13 protein-coding genes are annotated in these 16,073 nt (G+C 61.7%); 10 read left to right on the plus strand and 3 right to left on the minus strand.

Translation table 11 applies throughout. The features are described from left to right. Nucleotide 1: 1 nt before the first annotated feature. Together NLY42_RS07980 and NLY42_RS07985 are read right to left on the minus strand one after the other, a co-directional pair. On the minus strand, nt 2–760 hold the full coding sequence (locus NLY42_RS07980; protein WP_023672142.1) for a polysaccharide deacetylase family protein: 759 nt from the start codon (nt 758–760) through the stop codon (nt 2–4). Beyond that, complete coding sequence (locus NLY42_RS07985) at nt 757–1,845, minus strand: glycosyltransferase family 4 protein (RefSeq protein WP_023672141.1); 1,089 nt, start codon at nt 1,843–1,845, stop codon at nt 757–759. The genes NLY42_RS07980 and NLY42_RS07985 overlap by 4 nt, the downstream gene beginning before the upstream one ends. 74 nt (nt 1,846–1,919) lie before the next feature. On the opposite strand from NLY42_RS07985, the gene NLY42_RS07990 reads away from it, so the two are divergent. The 7 genes from NLY42_RS07990 to NLY42_RS08020 all read left to right on the plus strand — a co-directional run bounded on the left by NLY42_RS07990 (nt 1,920) and on the right by NLY42_RS08020 (nt 11,491). Beyond that, nucleotides 1,920–3,098 (plus strand): DUF3095 domain-containing protein, encoded by a 1,179-nt coding sequence (locus NLY42_RS07990; protein ID WP_031196755.1) that lies wholly within the window; start codon nt 1,920–1,922, stop codon nt 3,096–3,098. Between the two features lie 303 nt (nt 3,099–3,401). Continuing rightward, the gene (locus NLY42_RS07995; protein WP_023672139.1) at nt 3,402–4,742 is read left to right on the plus strand and encodes an adenylate/guanylate cyclase domain-containing protein; all 1,341 of its coding nucleotides are present in this window, start codon (nt 3,402–3,404) and stop codon (nt 4,740–4,742) included. A gap of 152 nt (nt 4,743–4,894) precedes the next feature. Next, nucleotides 4,895–6,790, plus strand: coding sequence for an ABC transporter ATP-binding protein (locus NLY42_RS08000; RefSeq protein WP_023672138.1), 1,896 nt, complete (start codon nt 4,895–4,897; stop codon nt 6,788–6,790). Then, nucleotides 6,787–8,685 carry an ABC transporter substrate-binding protein gene (locus NLY42_RS08005; RefSeq protein ID WP_023692891.1) on the plus strand — a complete coding sequence of 633 codons (1,899 nt, stop codon included), beginning with the start codon at nt 6,787–6,789 and terminating at the stop codon, nt 8,683–8,685. The genes NLY42_RS08000 and NLY42_RS08005 overlap by 4 nt, the downstream gene beginning before the upstream one ends. Before the next feature lie 2 nt (nt 8,686–8,687). Beyond that, a complete protein-coding gene (locus tag NLY42_RS08010; protein ID WP_023672136.1) occupies nt 8,688–9,686 on the plus strand; it encodes an ABC transporter permease in 999 nt (332 codons plus the stop codon). Continuing rightward, a complete protein-coding gene (locus NLY42_RS08015) occupies nt 9,683–10,864 on the plus strand; it encodes an ABC transporter permease (RefSeq protein ID WP_031198424.1) in 1,182 nt (393 codons plus the stop codon). The genes NLY42_RS08010 and NLY42_RS08015 overlap by 4 nt, the downstream gene beginning before the upstream one ends. A gap of 147 nt (nt 10,865–11,011) precedes the next feature. After that, the gene (locus NLY42_RS08020; RefSeq protein WP_023754929.1) at nt 11,012–11,491 is read left to right on the plus strand and encodes a class I SAM-dependent methyltransferase; all 480 of its coding nucleotides are present in this window, start codon (nt 11,012–11,014) and stop codon (nt 11,489–11,491) included. Nucleotides 11,492–11,506: 15 nt separating this feature from the next. Here NLY42_RS08020 and NLY42_RS08025 read toward each other — a convergent pair whose 3' ends face one another. Beyond that, the gene (locus NLY42_RS08025) at nt 11,507–12,922 is read right to left on the minus strand and encodes an adenylate/guanylate cyclase domain-containing protein (RefSeq protein ID WP_023747413.1); all 1,416 of its coding nucleotides are present in this window, start codon (nt 12,920–12,922) and stop codon (nt 11,507–11,509) included. A gap of 301 nt (nt 12,923–13,223) precedes the next feature. Here NLY42_RS08025 and NLY42_RS08030 point away from each other — a divergent pair, with 301 nt between their 5' ends. From NLY42_RS08030 to NLY42_RS08040, 3 genes are all read left to right on the plus strand, one after another. Next, nucleotides 13,224–14,042 carry a hypothetical protein gene (locus NLY42_RS08030; RefSeq protein WP_023698121.1) on the plus strand — a complete coding sequence of 273 codons (819 nt, stop codon included), beginning with the start codon at nt 13,224–13,226 and terminating at the stop codon, nt 14,040–14,042. 136 nt (nt 14,043–14,178) lie between these two features. Further along, nucleotides 14,179–14,697 carry a GNAT family N-acetyltransferase gene (locus NLY42_RS08035; RefSeq protein WP_023698122.1) on the plus strand — a complete coding sequence of 173 codons (519 nt, stop codon included), beginning with the start codon at nt 14,179–14,181 and terminating at the stop codon, nt 14,695–14,697. Next, nucleotides 14,697–16,070 carry a hypothetical protein gene (locus NLY42_RS08040; RefSeq protein ID WP_031242816.1) on the plus strand — a complete coding sequence of 458 codons (1,374 nt, stop codon included), beginning with the start codon at nt 14,697–14,699 and terminating at the stop codon, nt 16,068–16,070. The genes NLY42_RS08035 and NLY42_RS08040 overlap by 1 nt, the downstream gene beginning before the upstream one ends. The last annotated feature ends 3 nt before the right edge of the window (nt 16,071–16,073 follow it).

Here is a 16,073-nt window from a genome sequence, read left to right on the forward strand (position 1 = left end):
GCTATTTTCCGGCGCTGCGTTCTGTCAGTGTGCTGATCGGAAGCCATGCGCAGCCTTCTGCCCGCGCGGTGATCGTGAACAGCCGTTCGAGGAAAAGCCAGGCCGATTCATCATGGACGAGATGGTGGGTGAGCAGGCCGACCGGTTCGCCGCCGCCGAATGCACGCTGCAATTGCGCGACGATGGCCTGAACCAACAGACCATGATCGCGGCAGCCGCGCGTGCCATGCCAATCCATGATGTCGACATTGCTGTTGATGACCGCCAGGGAAGCCGGCCTTGGCGGCCCGAACACCGACAATGCCGCAAATCCTATCGATCGGAGGTCGGGTACCAGGCCGGCGTCGATCCGGTTCCAGGGCGGCACCAGCATAGGAACCGCACGTGCGCCGTGCAGGCCGCTTACACGCGACAGCCCGCCGGCCAGCTCATCCAGCACCACCTCGCGTGGCCGATGCGCGCCAAGCTCCTGCTTTTTTTGACCCTCGGGCGCATGATTTCGGTGCGCCCAGCCATGAATGGCGACCGTGGCATGCGGCGCCGCGTCAAGCCGGACGACAAGCGTCCCGTCGGTCCGGGCCGGAATGACGGCCAGAGTGACCGGCACCCCGAAGTCACCGGTGAGGTCGAGCAACCGATCGAGCGCCGGCGTCGGATCCACGGCGTCATCGTCGCGCAGCCAGAACTCTGCCTTGCGGCCCGCCCGTTGCCGGTGCGCCAGCTCGTCCACCAGGGGCTGCCAAATCGGGTCGGATGTCATGACAACGGGATCATCTTGAGAAGTTCCGCCAGACGGGCCTTTGCAGCACCGAGAGAGCGTTCTTCGAGAACGAAACGTCTGGCCTCTGCAGCCATGATGGTTCTTTCGTCATTGTTGGCCAGAAGCCTTGCAATTGCGGAAGCGAACGCCGCTACATCGCCTGGCGGGGTGAGAAACCCGGTCTGGCCATGCCGCACGACCTCCGGCACGCCGGCAATGTCCTGAGCCACCACCGGAAGGCCGGCGGCCTGTGCTTCAAGATAGGCAATGCCATAGGCCTCGCCGTAACCCGGCCAGACGTAGATTCCCCCGCGATAGAGGACATCCGGCACGGCGACCGGCTCAATAGCGCCAAGCCATTCGATACGGTCGGCGGGCAAGCCGGCGAATTGCGCCTTTACCTCGTCACGGGCAGGTCCGTCCCCGACGACCGACAGCGTCCAGGGGAGATGGCCGATCAACCCGAGCGCCTGCGCCAGCATGCGATAGCTCAAGACCTTGTCGCCCGGGCGCATCATGGCGACGGTCACGAGGCGCGTCGGATAATCCAGTACCGGCATTTCGTGGAATGCCGATGTGTCGATGAAGGGTGAAAGCATACCGAGAGCGGCGTGGGGAACAGCATCCGCCAGCCCCTGGCGATCCCTTTGCGTGAAGCAGATGTTCAGCGCCGCCTGCTCGATGGCTCGCGCCACCAATGCCTGGCTATCGGCCCACGAACCGGCGTTGCGCCGTTCGGAATAGGAGGCTTCGGCCGTCACATAGGGGATGGCAAAGGCCAACGCCAGCTCGGGCCCGATCAGGTCGGGCGCCTTGTAGTAGGGATGATAGGAGAACCAGAGATCGGGCTTGCCGTCACGGTCCCAAAGCCTTGTCAGTCGCGCGGCTTCGTCCCGGGCCTCGATCATGAGCGCATCGAAACTTTTCGGTTCCGGCTGGCGTAGATAGAAGCGCAACTCCGATGCCAGTTCGACGCTATGCCCGCCATGCTGCAGCGCCTGGACCAGCATCCGTGCCATCTGGCGGTCGCCGGAGACAACGGGATGATTGGGCGACTTCAGCGGGGCGTAGAAGGCAATTCGCATCGCGCGATCCTATCATCGCAAAGCCTGCCCAAGTCAATTTCGAGGCATGATCGACTTCACCTTCAAGCGCTGGAATGTGCTATCTGATGCTTATGGAAACAGCTGTCGCGTCCGACCCGTTCGTCGCTTCTTTGCCGGTCTTCGCAAAGTTCGAAAGCGTTGCCGATATCGACAACTATCGGCCTCTCCCCGATGGCTGGGCGCTGGCCACCGCCGACATCGTCGGCTCGACCAAGGCGATCGAAGCCGGGCGCTACAAAACCGTCAATATGGCCGGCGCCAGCGTCATTTCGGCGCTGCTCAATGCACTGGGCCGGCAAGATCTTCCCTTCGTCTTCGGCGGCGACGGCGCGCTCGTGGCGTTTCCCGGCTCGGCGCTGGAGATCGCCCGTAACGCGCTGGCTTCTGTCCAGAGATGGGTGGCGGACGAACTGGACCTGACCTTGCGTGCCGCAATCGTGCCGATAAAGGACATAAGAGCGCAAGGCCTCGACGTTCGCGTGGCGAGGTTCCAGGCCTCCGAAGCAGCCTTCTATGCCATGTTCGCCGGCGGCGGCGGCAGTTGGGCGGAAGCCGAAATGAAAGCCGGGCGCTACCGCGTCGACCCCGCCCCGGCCGGCGCGCGGCCGGATCTGACCGGCCTCTCCTGCCGCTGGAACCCGATCGAAGCCCGGCATGGCGAAATTGTCTCGATCATAGCCGTGCCCGGGGCATCGCGCGACTTGCGTGGTTTCCAGTTTCTGGCTTCCGACATCATCGCCCTTGCCGGCAGGCAGGAGCGCGATGGCCACCCGGTGCCGGTGGACGGTCCGGCCTATAGTCTCTTGCCCGCCGGTCTCGATGTCGAGGCACGGGCCACGGCGCCGCCGGGGCGGCGGTGGCTGGCCAAGCTGTGGGTGATCTTCCTGATGACGCTTACGGCCGTCACCGACAAATTGGGCTGGACGATCGGCGGTTTCGATCCGAAGGTCTACAAGCGCGAGGTGGCCAGCAATTCGGATTTCCGCAAGTTCGACGACGGCTTGAAGATGACCATCGACGTCGACGCGGATGTGTTGCAGCGGATCGAGAACCGGCTGAAACAAGCGGAAGAGGCCGGCATCTGCAACTATGGCCTGCACCGCCAGAAGTCGGCCTTGATGACATGCCTCGTCATCTCGCCGCTGCAGCGCGATCATGTTCACTTCATCGATGGCGCCGCCGGCGGCTATGCAATGGCTGCCGCAAGCCTGAAGGCGAAGGCGCCGGTCTGATGACGGCTTGGGGAATCGATTTTCCGCAATGCGCCGCGGCCATGGTTCTTGGGACCCGGCGAGCCCAACGGTGCCTGAGCCGACCAATTATTTGCGCGATGTCAGGATCGGGATTGCACTTCGCCGGCAGCCTCGCCACATAGTGTTGCAGGTGATTTGTGCGGTCGACGTCTGCTTGCTTCCTGCAAGGACAGTCATTCGGGATATTCTTCGCCGGCTTCTGCCCCCGAAGCCGGCTTCATTGACTTCGAGAATTTTGCGGATCAAAGGAGATGGCTCGTCTTCGACGGGTTTCGAGATAGCATGAGCACAGCGCAAGCAGAAATTTCCAACATTCTCATGGATAAGGTTGCCGATTGGCTGACCCAATCGGCGCTGGCGGGCGACGACCTGGAAACATTGGTCAAGGGTTTTTGTGAACGGCTGGCTGCTGCCGGCCTGCCGCTGAAGCGGGTGCATTTGAGCTTTTCGATGCTGCATCCGCTTTATGACGCGCTCGGTTTCACCTGGATTCGCGGCCAAGGCCTGGAAGTGGAAGGCTTCCGGAGTGAGAACGGCGTCCATTCCGACAGATTCCTAACCAGCCCATACTACCATCTGCTCAGCAACAAGCTCGACCATCTGCGGCGCCGGCTCGACCCGTCGGTGCGGTCGGAGTTTCCTGTTTTCGATGAGCTCAGGCTTATGGGCGTCACCGATTACATGGCTTTCGTCCATCCCTTCAACGGCGATACAAGTCAGGGCATGTTGGGGTCCTGGTCCACCGACAGTGCTTCAGGCTTCAGCGACAGCATGATTTCGGCGCTGCTGCGGATCCAGAACCATCTCGCCATAGCAAGCAAGATGGCGGTGCTCACCAAGCTTGCCGACAACATGATGACCACGTATCTCGGCGGTGACGCCGGCAGGCGCGTGCTGGACGGCCAGATCAAGCGCGGCGAGGGCGACACAATCCGGGCCGCGCTGGTGATGGGCGATATGCGCGGGTCGACAAGGCTCGCCGAAACCTCCGGCCGCGAAGTCTATATCGATACGCTGAACCAGTTTTTCGATGCCATCGCAGCACCATTCAATCGCAAAGGCGGGCAGATCATGAGTTTCCTGGGGGATGGATTCATTGCCGTCTACCCCTGCGAAAGGCACCGCGCGCAGTCAGAGATCGCCTGCCAGGCTGCTCTTGCGGCTGCGCACAAGGCCAGCATGCGCATGATGGAGCTCAATCTGCGCAGAAAAGAGCAAGGACTGGGCGACATAAAATTTGGTATCGGCCTGCATGTCGGCAATGTGATGTTCGGCAATGTCGGGCTTACCGACCGACTCACATTCTCGGTCTTCGGCTCGGCTGTAAACGAGGTCCAGCGTCTCCAGACCCTGACCAAGAAATATCCGCACAGCGTTCTCGCCAGCAAGGACTTCGCCGGCTATTGCGGGGCCAACAGTTGGCTGACGCTCGGCGAGGAGGAACTGGCGGGCAGCAAGCAGAAGCTGACGGTGCTTTCACCCGATCTGTCGGGTGCTCTCGCACTCGATGAAGACGCTGCGCTGCAGCCGTTTCACGATCGGATATCGGACGCCGAGCAGGTCATGCTGCTTCATCGCGATGCCGCGCGGCTGTCGGCGGGCGACCGGAGGAAGCTCCAGTAGTCACCACCATCCGATCTGGACGCCCTGGTATGCTGTCCGGCCGCCGGTCGCCGGGGAATTCGTTTCGAATCCAAGTTGCTCTGCGCTGACAATGCGCTAGTCTTGCTTTTTTGGGGCCGGTCGGGAGGCGCCAGATTGGGGCTGGTGTGGGAATGGATGCAGGCGTTGATCTGCTGCGGATCGAGGATGTTGGCATCTCTTTTGCCATTGTCGGGGGACCGTTGCATGCCGTCAGGCGGGCAAATCTTCGCGTCCTGCCCGGCAAGGTCACCGCACTTGTCGGTGAGTCCGGTTCCGGAAAATCGGTTCTCAGCCAGGCCGTGATGGGCATCTTGCCGAACACGGCCCATGTTCGCGGCCGTATCCTGTTTTCCGATCCCAAAAAGCCCGGCACGACGCAGGATATCCTGCAGATGCCGCGCGACGGACCCGAAATCCGGGCGTTGAGAGGCAGCCGCATCGGCAAGATCTTTCAGGAGCCGATGACATCGCTGTCGCCGCTGCACACGATCGGCAACCAGGTCAGCGAATCCCTGCAGATTCATACGCACATGGATCGGACGGAGCGCAAGGCACGGACCGAGGAAATGCTCGGCCTCGTCGGGTTCCCCAATCCCAAGCGCGCCTACGACATGTATCCGTTCGAACTTTCGGGAGGATTGCGGCAACGCGCCATGATCGCCATGGCGCTTATCTGCCGGCCCGCTCTGTTGATCGCCGATGAGCCGACGACGGCGTTGGACGTCACCATCCAGGCGCAAATCCTGCAATTGCTGCGCGGGCTTCAGACCAAGCTCAACATGGCAATGCTGCTGATCACGCACGACCTCGGGGTGGTTGCCAATGTCGCCGACGAGGTGGTGGTCATGTACCATGGCGAGATCATGGAAGCGGGCCCTGTGGAGGCAATATTCCGCCGGCCAGGCCACCCTTACCTGAAGGGCCTCATGGCAGCCGTCCCGCATTTCGACCTGAAGCCTGGCGAAAGGCTGAAGGCGCTCCGCGAGGTGCCGGTGAATGTCGGGACCCTGCTGGGCAAGCAGACGGCGCCGGAAGCGAAGGGGCCGGACGACATTCTGCTGTCGGTCAGGGATCTGAAAAAGGTCTACACCATCCGCAACTCCGGATGGTTCAGCGGGAGCCATCAGACCTCTGTTCGCGCCGTGGACGGCGTCAGCTTCGACATCAGGCGAGGTGAGTGCCTGGGCCTGGTTGGCGAAAGCGGCTGCGGCAAAACCACCGTCAGCAAGATCCTGATGCGGGCCGTCACCCCTACCGGCGGCTCCGTGATCTTCAACGGCCGCGACGGACCGATCGACGTCCTGGAAGCCGAGGGAGACGCCCTGCGCTTGCTGCGGGCGAAACTCCAGATGGTTTTCCAGGATCCGGTCTCGTCGCTTTCGCCTCGCATGACCGTGGAAAACATCTTGAGCGAGCCGCTGGAAATCCATCAACGTGGCAATGCCGCGTCCCGGCTAGCCACGGTCAAGAGCCTGATGCAGGCAATCGGGCTCGATCCGCGCTTCATCCAGCGTTATCCCCACAGCTTCTCCGGCGGGCAGCGTCAGCGTATCGGCATCGCGCGCGCGTTGGCGCTGGGGCCTGAACTGCTGATCTGCGACGAGCCGGTTTCGGCGCTCGATGTCTCCGTGCAGGCGCAGATCCTGAACCTTCTGAAGGACCTGCAGAAGGAACTGGGCCTGACCTACCTGTTCATATCCCACAATCTGGCGGTGGTGGACTACATGGCGGACCGCATCGCGGTGATGTGCGGCGGGCGTATCGTCGAGCTTGCACCGCGCGAAATTCTGCTCAGGAAACCGATCCACCCCTACACGCGCTCACTGCTCGCCGCAGTCCCCTTCCCCGATCTCGACCGGCCGATGGATTTCAAGACGCTGAAGCTCGGCGGCGCTTCCGACACCAGCGCATGGGGCCCGCAATTCCGCGACGAGGGCGAAGAGGATATGCTGTCGCCGCTCGATCTCGGCGGCGGCCATCTCGTGCTGGCCCGACGTTCGGCCGATGTCAGCGAGTTACGCCATTGATCAGCCGCCGCACTGTCCTTGGTCTCATGGCTTCGGCATTTCTGCCGGGCACGGCGCGCGCCGGCGATCTGGAGCCGGATTTTCTTCAGCCGCAGCTGAAAGCCAGGGCTCTGCCGCCACTCGCGGAGCGCCTGCCCAAAAGCCCGCGCGCGTTGAACCTCGCGGCGATGGGCCGGCAGCCCGGCCAGTATGGCGGCACGCTGCGTACGATCATCGGCAGCCAGAAAGATATCCGGATGATGACGATCTACGGGTATTCCCGGCTGGTCGGCTATGACGAAAAGCTTAACTTTCAGGCCGACATTCTCGAAAGTTTCGACGTAAAGGATGATCGCGTCTTCACGTTCAAGATTCGTGAAGGCCATAAATGGTCAGACGGCAGCCTGCTGACGCCGGAGGATTTTCGTTATTGCTGGGAAGATGTCTGGCTGAACGATGAGCTTTCGCAAGGGGGGCTCGCCCCTGCCCTGCTGGCGGACGGCAAGCCGCCACGTTTCGAGATCGTCGATCCGTTGACGGTGCGCTACAGTTGGGACGCGCCCAATCCCGACTTCCTGCCCAAACTTGCCGCTGCTTCGCCGACACCGCTTGTTTTGCCAGCCGCCTATCTCAAGCAGTTCCACAAGAAATATCAGGATCCATTCCGGCTCGCCGGCCTGATGAAGGAGAACCGGACCGCAAAATGGACGCTCCTGCACATCCGCATGTCGCGGCAGTATCGCCCGGAGAACCCGGATCTGCCGACACTCGACCCCTGGCAGAACCGGACCAAGCCGCCGGCCGAGCAGTTCATCTTCGAGCGCAACCCGTTCTTTCATCGAACAGACGAGAACGGCCGGCAACTGCCCTATGTCGACCGGATCATCATGAATGTCAGCTCGTCGGCGATCATCTCCGCCAAGACCGGTGCGGGCGAGAGCGACCTGCAATGCATGGGAATCGACTTCAGCGATTACTCCTTCCTGAAGGACGCGGAGAAGCGCTACCCGGTGAAGATGCATCTGTGGAAACGCACACAGGGTTCGCGCCTGGCGCTGATGCCCAATCTGAATTGTGCCGACCCGGTGTGGCGTGGCCTTTTGCGTGACGTGCGCGTGCGCCGCGCCCTTTCGCTCGCTGTGGACCGGCGCGAGATCAACATGGCCGTGTTCTACGGATTGGCGCAGGAAAGCGCCGACACGGTCTTGCCGGAGAGCCCGCTCTACCGGCCGGAATTCGCGAAAGCCTGGGTCGCCCACGATCCCGACCAGGCCAATGCCCTGCTTGACGAGGTCGGCCTTCAGGCCCGTGACGATGACGGCCTGCGGCTACTTCCCGATGGACGCCCGGCGCAGATCATCGTGGAAACGGCCGGCGAAAGCACGCTGGAAACTGATGCGCTCGAACTCATCACTGATCACTGGCGCAAGATCGGCATCGCTTTGTTCATCCGGACTTCGCAGCGCGACATCTTCCGCAGCCGTGCGCTTGGCGGCCAGATCCTGATGTCGATGTCGTCGGGCATCGACAATGGCGTGCCGACCGCCGACATGAATCCATACCAGTTGGCCCCCACCATCGACGACCAGCTGCAATGGCCGCTCTGGGGCGCTTACTATCTGTCGCATGGCAAGATGGGTGAGGCACCCGATGTTCCTGAAGTGGTCGAGTTGATGGCTTTGCTCAAGCGCTGGAACGGATCGACCCAATCCAGCGAGCGCGCCGAAATCTGGAACTCGATGCTGTCGATCTACACCGATCAGGTGTTCTCTATCGGTACGGTGAACGAAACACTTCAGCCGATTCTGGTATCCTCGCGGCTGCGCAACCTGCCTGACAAAGCACTCTACGGCTACGACCCGACCTCCTATTTCGGTGTCTACATGCCGGACACATTCTGGCTTGGAGGCTCCTGAGCGTGCTTCGATATCTTGTCTGGCGCATCGCCGTGATGGTTCCAACGCTGCTGGTCATATCGGCGCTTGTGTTCACCATCATCGAACTTCCACCGGGCGACTATTTCGACAGCTATGTCGCCGAGCTTCGGGCCCAGGGCGAAGCGGTGGATTCCGACCGCATCCAGATGATGCGCAAGGAATATGGTTTCGACCAGCCGCCGGTCATTCGCTACTTCTACTGGGTGGGCGGGATGCTGCACGGCGATTTCGGCTATTCCTTCGAATATGAGCTGCCGGTTCGCGACGTCGTCGGCGACCGAATGTGGCTGACCGTGCTGGTTTCCTTCGTCACGATCATCTTCACCTGGCTCATCGCCTTTCCGATAGGCATGTACTCCGCCACGCATCAATACAGCTGGGGCGACTACGGCCTGACTTTCTTCGGCCTTCTCGGCCTTGCCATTCCGAATTTCATGCTGGCGCTGATCCTGATGTATTTCGCCAACATCTGGTTCGGCACGTCCATCGGCCACCTCATGGACCAGCAATATCTCGGCGAGCCGATGAGCTGGGCCAAGGCGAAGTCGATCCTCGCCCATCTCTGGATCCCGGTCCTGATCATCGGCACCGGCGGCACGGCGAGCATGATCCGGCGGCTGCGCGCCAATCTGCTCGACGAACTGCACAAGCAATATGTCGTGACGGCGCGCGCCAAGGGCCTGCATCCGTTCAAGGCGCTGGTCAAATATCCGCTGCGCATGGCGCTCAATTTCTTCATTTCCGACATCGGCTCGATCCTGCCGGCCATCATCTCCGGCGCTGAGATCACGGCTATCGTTTTGTCTTTGGAAACGACCGGGCCGATGCTGATCAAGGCGCTGCAAAGCCAGGATATGTATCTGGCAGGGTCATTCCTGATGTTCCTTGCCTTCCTGACGGTTATCGGCGTGCTGATTTCCGACCTGGCGCTGGCGCTGCTTGATCCACGAATTCGTTTGCAGGGTGGCAGCACCAAATGAAGCAGGACTCGCCGCTGCCCGCTCCGGGTGCTCCACTGCAACACTACATTTCCGGCGCGCCCTTCGACCTGCAGTCGGTCGAGGCGATGACGCCGGAGCAATCGAAGGTCTTTCAGGCATCGCAGTTGCGGCTGATGTGGTGGAAATTCCGCAAACACCGGCTTGCGCTTATATCCGGCATATTCCTGGCAGTGCTGTATTCCGGGATACTGATCTGCGAGTTCCTGGCGCCCTACAATCTGCACTCGCGCAACATGGACTACATCTATGCGCCGCCGCAGCACGTGCACCTGTTCCACAATGGCGAGTTCGTCGGGCCGTTCGTCTATGGCCGCCAGATGACGCTGGATATGGACACGCTCAAGCGGAACTACATCGAGAACCACGACGATGTTCAGCGGCTCCGTTTCTTCTGCAAGGGCGACACTTATCGGTTCTGGGGCCTGATCGAAGGTGACAGGCATTTTGTCTGTCCTGCCGAAAACGGGCAGCTGTTTCTGGCCGGCACCGACAGGCTGGGGCGCGACGTGCTCTCGCGCATGATCTATGGCGCACGCATTTCACTGACTATCGGCCTCGTCGGCATCAGTTTCAGCTTCCTGCTCGGCATCGTCATCGGCGGACTGGCCGGCTATCACGGCGGTATCTTCGACTTGATCGTCCAACGGATAATCGAAGTCCTGCAATCGATTCCCAGCATTCCGCTATGGCTGGCCCTGGCGGCGATCATGCCGATAACGTGGAGTCCGATCCTGATCTATTTCGGCATCACCGTCATCCTCGGGCTGCTCGACTGGACCGGACTGGCGCGAGCCGTGCGTTCAAAGCTTCTGGCCTTGCGCGAGGAGGATTACGTTCTGGCCGCGCAGTTGATGGGCGCGGGGAGCAGCCGCATCATCAGGCGGCATCTCATTCCCGGCTTCATGTCGCATCTGATCGCGACGGCGACGCTCTCCATCCCTGGCATGATCCTGGGCGAAACGGCGCTGAGCTTCCTCGGGCTCGGCTTGAGGGCGCCGATAACCAGCTGGGGCATCCTGCTCACCGAGGCGCGCAGCGTCAGCGTGATCGCGTTCTATCCATGGCTGCTTTTGCCGATGCTCCCCGTCATCCTCGTCATCATGGCGTTCAACTTCCTCGGCGACGGTTTGCGGGACGCCGCAGACCCCTACAAGTGATATCGCTGTTCCACCGCGCGGCCTGCCGAACACTCCACCCGGTATGACGCTTGTCGGCGGCCGGTTGCGTTATTGCAGCGTTCGTCGTTCGCCTCTATATGCGGCAAGCCTCGAGCGGGGTTGCTGGTTCAGGACATACAATCGCATATGAGTCGCCTCGACAGTTTCATCCGCAGGATGACCGCACAGCGCGACATTCTCGATCTTGTCTGCGCTGAGGTGGCGAAGATAGAAGGGCCAGTGGTGGAGCTCGGCCTCGGCAATGGCCGGACATTCCACCATCTGCGCGAGCGCCTGCCCGGACGCCGAATCGTGGCGTTCGACCGGGTGCTCGCCGCACACGCCAGCTCGATTCCCGACGCTGAAAATCTCGTGCTGGGCGAAATTCGCCAGACGGCGGAGAGGTTCATCGGCATCGACGCCGCCCTTGTTCATGCCGACATCGGCACCGGCTACGAAGATCGCGATGCCGTGACCGCTACCTGGCTTCCCGATCTGATTGCGCGCCTGCTTCGCGTCGGCGGCATTGCGGTCAGCGGCACGCCGCTGGATCACCCTCTTCTGCAACAGCTCCCGCCGCCGCCGCCGGTATCAGCCGATCGTTATTTCATCTGCAGGCGCGTGTAAGGGGCGGAGAAACCCTCAGGGGATCGTGTACACCGCAATCTCCCGCTCGATGCCGCGCAGCGAGACCTCGTGCGGCACGGGCGTCAGCGCGTTCCTGTGCAACAAATCGGCAGTGAGATTGTCGTCGACCACCGCACGCGTGGCGAAGATCGCCTGTGCGTTGGCGAGGTTCTGGACCCGCGAAGCAATGTTGACCGTCTGGCCGAAATAATCCTGCCGCTCGTTCATGGACACGGCTATGCAGGGGCCGGCATGAACACCGATCTTGAGCAGAAGGTCCTCGCGCCCGCTTTTGTCATTGAGCGCCCGCATGGCGTCGCGCATCCGCAGCGCCGCGGCAACCGCACGGTCAGGCGTCGCGAAGGTCGCCATCACCGCGTCGCCGATCGTCTTCACAACCGCGCCTGCCTCCGCCGCGACGATCTCGTGCAGAACCTGGAAATGCTCGCGCACGAGATCGAAGGCTGAAAGATCGCCCACCCGCTCGTAAAGCTCGGTCGATCCGCGCAGATCGGTGAACAGGAAGGTCAGGCTGGTGATCTTCAGGCGCTGGTTGATGTCGAGCGTATCCGTGCGATAGAGATCCCGGAACGTCTGGTTGGTGAGCAGGCGCTTGGCGGTCACGAAGGGCCGGCGCTTGCCCAGGAAATCATGCAATACCGGGCAGGCGATGAAGACCGTCGGCAGCACGCGCGTGTCGGTCCTGTTTTCCAGCGAAATGCGCAATGGGCCGGGTTGCATCTCCAGCGTCTGGCTCTGGACATGGTCGCGGTCGAAGGCCAGAGAGAGGTTTCGCCGCTCTTTTGCCGGTTCGCCCTTCGCGTCGATGAACTGGGCCGAATGCGTGACCGGCTCGAAGACGATGATGAATTGGGGCGGAAGCTGGATGTGCAGAACCGCCTTTTCACCGGGCGCAAGCTCGATATCTTCCAGCGAGAACGCTTCCATCTTTTCCGCCAGATCCTCGTCCGGCAGATCGGCCCCGGACGCCCAGTAGATCTGGCGGTAATATTCCACCAACGGCAGTTCGTGTGGATTGTGGGCGGCAATCCTGCGCACGCGGGGACTGACGGTGAATGTCACCTCGACCATCTCGTCGAGGGTCGGCGAATAGCCCTGGGAGCACAGCGCGCAGGTGTATTCGTCCTTCTGCATGGTTTTCAGCGTGGCGTTGGTGTCGAGCACGCCGCCACAGCCGGGGCACAGAACATTCCAGGAAATGTCGAAGATGCCCACCCGCGCCGCATGGAGAAAGGCGCTTATGGTGCGTTCCTCGTCGAGGCCATGCTTGCTGGCGAAGGCCAGCGCATTGATCCGGCAAAGTTCGCGGTCCTTGCCCTCGGCGATGGTTTGCCGGATTGCGTCGATTGCCTGCGGATCGACATCGGTCGATTGCCGCAGAAGCGAGAACAGATCCTGAGCTTCGGTCATCGTGCAGGCTCCGGAAATTGCGCCGTTAGGGCATGATGCCGAAAAGTGTGAAGCGGTTTTCGGACGACATCATGCTCTATTTCCTGATTTAGAGGCGGATTCAGATTTCAGGTCGGACAGACCTGAAATCATCCGGCTCTAGGCGTGTTGGCCGGACCGATCTTCGACCCGAACGCTCCATCATACTGCGAAACGGACCGTACGGCCATTCGAATGGACAAGCCTGGTGACAGGTCAATTTCCATTTGTTGAATTCCAAACTATGATAGCCCATGGGGCATTCATCTCTGGGGTTTTCTCCATGCCGACACGCGACAACCCGCCATTTCCGGCGGCCCTTCGCCTTTTCTCGGCGGGGGTCATCATCGTCCTGATCGTTGGGGCCGGCCTGTTTTTCGCGCCTGCGCTGGTCAAGCCGCGCTGGCCCTGGGCCGTCACGCCGTTCAATGCCCGCTTCCTCGGCGGCTTCTACACCGCCGAAATGGCAGTGATGGCGGCGCTGCTGGTCTGGAATCGCTGGTCGCCCGGCAGGCTCGTGCTGGTCATGGCCTTCATTTTCACCGTCATCGTGTCGGCGGCTTCGTTCATCAATCTCGGCTATTTCAACTTCGAGCGCAAAGCCCCCTGGCTCTGGTTTCTGGTCTATCTTACGTCAGCCGCGGTATCCGGGCTGTTCCTGTGGCGGGCAAGGGCCCGCCCTTCTGCAAAAGGCGTGATCTTAAACCCCGCATGGCGCGCCTACCTAGCGGTGGAAATGACGATCCTCGGGGTCTACGGCGTCGGCCTGTTGCTGTTTCCCCTGACATTCGGTGGCTTCTGGCCATGGCCGATCGATGCTTTTCACGCCCAGGTCTACAGCGCCATCTTCCTCGCGGGTGCAGGCGGCACCTATCTCGTCTGGAGAAGTGCGCCGCGTGAGGAATTGCTGGTGCTCGGCCTGGCGCAGTTTCTGGTTGGCCTGCTTGCCGTCCTTGGCCTCGTCATCACCGACGCCGCCGTGCACCGGATCGACTGGACGGCGGCCGGGACATTGTGCTGGCTCGCCCTTTTCGGCTGGATCGGCATCAGCGGTATCCTCAAACTCTGCGCCGCCCCCCGGCATTTTGCGCAATCGGCATAGGTCGCAGAGACGGCTGGATTTTCAGGTGACGTCCGGTGCATCGTGCCGGGCATATTGCCTCTGTCCTTTGTTCTGACGCAATTCCGGATGGAAAACCGCTCACACTTTTCCTGGAATTGCTGTAGCCGGAAAAGCCATGACCAGCACGCCACCCCTAGAGAAAATCCAGCCGCAGCTCCGGGCCGTCCGGCCAAGCGATGCCGAGGCGCTGTGCGCTATCTTCAATATGCCGGGGTTCCGCTGGGGCACGCTCAGGATGCCGTTCGAGATGGTGGAGCAGGTGGAGCGGCGCATCGCCAAGTCCGGCCCGGAAACCACCTGGATCGTTGCGGAGCTGGACGGCAAGGTTGTCGGCCATGGCAGCCTGGTCGCGCAGGGTTCGCCGCGCCGCTCGCATATCGGCGAGATCAATATCGGCCTTGACGATGGCTTTGTCGGCAGAGGCATCGGCTCTGCCATCCTTGGCGCGCTGCTTGACGTGGCCGACAACTGGCGCGCCCTGAAGCGGGTCGAATTGAGCGTCTATGCCGACAACGAACCGGCCATCCGTCTCTACACAAGCCACGGCTTCGAGGTCGAGGGACGGCATGTGAAGGCCGGTTTTACCGACGGGCAATACCACGACCTCCTGAGCATGGCCCGGCTGCGGTTCTGATGACCACCGTCCCTGCCCTTGCCCCTCCGGTGGAAATTTTGGCCGTGCTGTCGCTGCTCTGTCCGGAGGTCGTGCGTGACATCGAGCAGAACTGGAATGCGCCGGTTTCCGATTATGCCCGCCATCTGTGGCGGCCGGTGGCAAGGCCTGGATCGGCCCTGTCGATCGCTGCCCGCTCGATCCTGCGCGACGTCCTGCAGCAGCGCCTCGGTGCGATCATGCAGCCCGAAGCGATCGACAAGGCCCTCGACGAATTCGACCACAGACCGGTTATCCAGTCCGGCCTGCACTGCCTGCTTCTGATGGATCGCATCACCTTCGATGCCCTGCTGCTTGCCTGGCTCGGCGCGGTCGAAAACGGGCTGTCGGCTTTTTTCGGCTTCATGGGAACGACCATGACCATGGAGACAACCGGCCGGGAGGGGCCGGGATGGCTCGATGTCGGCGACGATAAGGTCAATTTGTTTGGCATGGGGCGCCACAAACTGTGCCGCAAAAGCGCCTGCGCGGCCGGTCCCGTTACCCTCAACGGGCGCGCGCTCGAAACGGTGGGCAATGAGACGGATGCCAGAAGCTGGCTGGGCACGCTGCTTGCCAGCCAGGAAAAGGTGTTTGCAACCGCCGCCGATGCGCTGACAGAACTCAACGAGGATCTGGTCGCCGATTGGGATCGTTCCGGCATGGCTCGGCCGGTTTTCATCGATGATAGGCTGGCCGCGACTGTCGTGTCGCGGCATCTGGAAGATGAAGGCAGCCTTCTTTCCAGGCTGCTCCTCGAGCCCGCAAGGCGCCGGCGTCTCGACCATGCCTTGCAAGAAGCCGCATCGGGCCCATTTGGCAGGTTCCTGCCCAATGCCACGGCCTATTTCTGGGGCATCCGCGAGCAGCGCGTGCGCAAGCTCGTCCTCGAGAACGGGCGGCTGATCGAGCCTGACAGGCCGCATGGTCTTTCCATCCCGTTCGAGCGGCCGCATCTCCAGCAGGCACTGCTCGACGGCATGCTTTTGCCGGACTTGTTCCTGATGTTCCTCGCCCTTGCCATATTGCCGCGCGTGCGGGTTGTGGGCGGCCTGAGACAGATTGGCTATGTCGCGCTTTTCCACTCGATCCTGCTGGCTGCGCTTGATGAAAACGCGCCAGAAGAGCGCGATCTGGCCGCCGAGCTGCAGGTTCGGGAAAATGCCTGGGGCATGCGGGTCATCGATGAAAAGATCTCGGTCCGCGAGCAGCTTGCCAGCCTGCCGGAAGGAGCGCTCTTCCCGGACCTGCTGCGGCAATACCGGTTGCGGACATTTGCCGAGACGACCGATGACCTGAAACCGGTCCGCGAAAACGCCCGATGGCGCAAGATCGGCCGGGCCTCAGGCCTCTGACCC

The organism is Mesorhizobium sp. C372A (genome assembly GCF_030323245.1).
In the GTDB taxonomy this organism is placed as follows: Bacteria; Pseudomonadota; Alphaproteobacteria; order Rhizobiales; family Rhizobiaceae; genus Mesorhizobium.

What these genes read in the sequence shown, in the direction of transcription:
- NLY42_RS07995 (WP_023672139.1), top strand. Translation starts at nt 3,402, where the DNA reads ATGAGCACAGCGCAAGCAGAAATTTCCAACATTCTCATGGATAAGGTT.
- NLY42_RS08025 (WP_023747413.1), bottom strand. Translation starts at nt 12,922, where the DNA reads ATGACCGAAGCTCAGGATCTGTTCTCGCTTCTGCGGCAATCGACCGAT.
- NLY42_RS08035 (WP_023698122.1), top strand. Translation starts at nt 14,179, where the DNA reads ATGACCAGCACGCCACCCCTAGAGAAAATCCAGCCGCAGCTCCGGGCC.
- NLY42_RS07980 (WP_023672142.1), bottom strand. Translation starts at nt 760, where the DNA reads ATGACATCCGACCCGATTTGGCAGCCCCTGGTGGACGAGCTGGCGCAC.
- NLY42_RS08040 (WP_031242816.1), top strand. Translation starts at nt 14,697, where the DNA reads ATGACCACCGTCCCTGCCCTTGCCCCTCCGGTGGAAATTTTGGCCGTG.
- NLY42_RS08000 (WP_023672138.1), top strand. Translation starts at nt 4,895, where the DNA reads ATGGATGCAGGCGTTGATCTGCTGCGGATCGAGGATGTTGGCATCTCT.
- NLY42_RS07990 (WP_031196755.1), top strand. Translation starts at nt 1,920, where the DNA reads ATGTGCTATCTGATGCTTATGGAAACAGCTGTCGCGTCCGACCCGTTC.
- NLY42_RS08030 (WP_023698121.1), top strand. Translation starts at nt 13,224, where the DNA reads ATGCCGACACGCGACAACCCGCCATTTCCGGCGGCCCTTCGCCTTTTC.
- NLY42_RS08020 (WP_023754929.1), top strand. Translation starts at nt 11,012, where the DNA reads ATGAGTCGCCTCGACAGTTTCATCCGCAGGATGACCGCACAGCGCGAC.
- NLY42_RS08015 (WP_031198424.1), top strand. Translation starts at nt 9,683, where the DNA reads ATGAAGCAGGACTCGCCGCTGCCCGCTCCGGGTGCTCCACTGCAACAC.
- NLY42_RS07985 (WP_023672141.1), bottom strand. Translation starts at nt 1,845, where the DNA reads ATGCGAATTGCCTTCTACGCCCCGCTGAAGTCGCCCAATCATCCCGTT.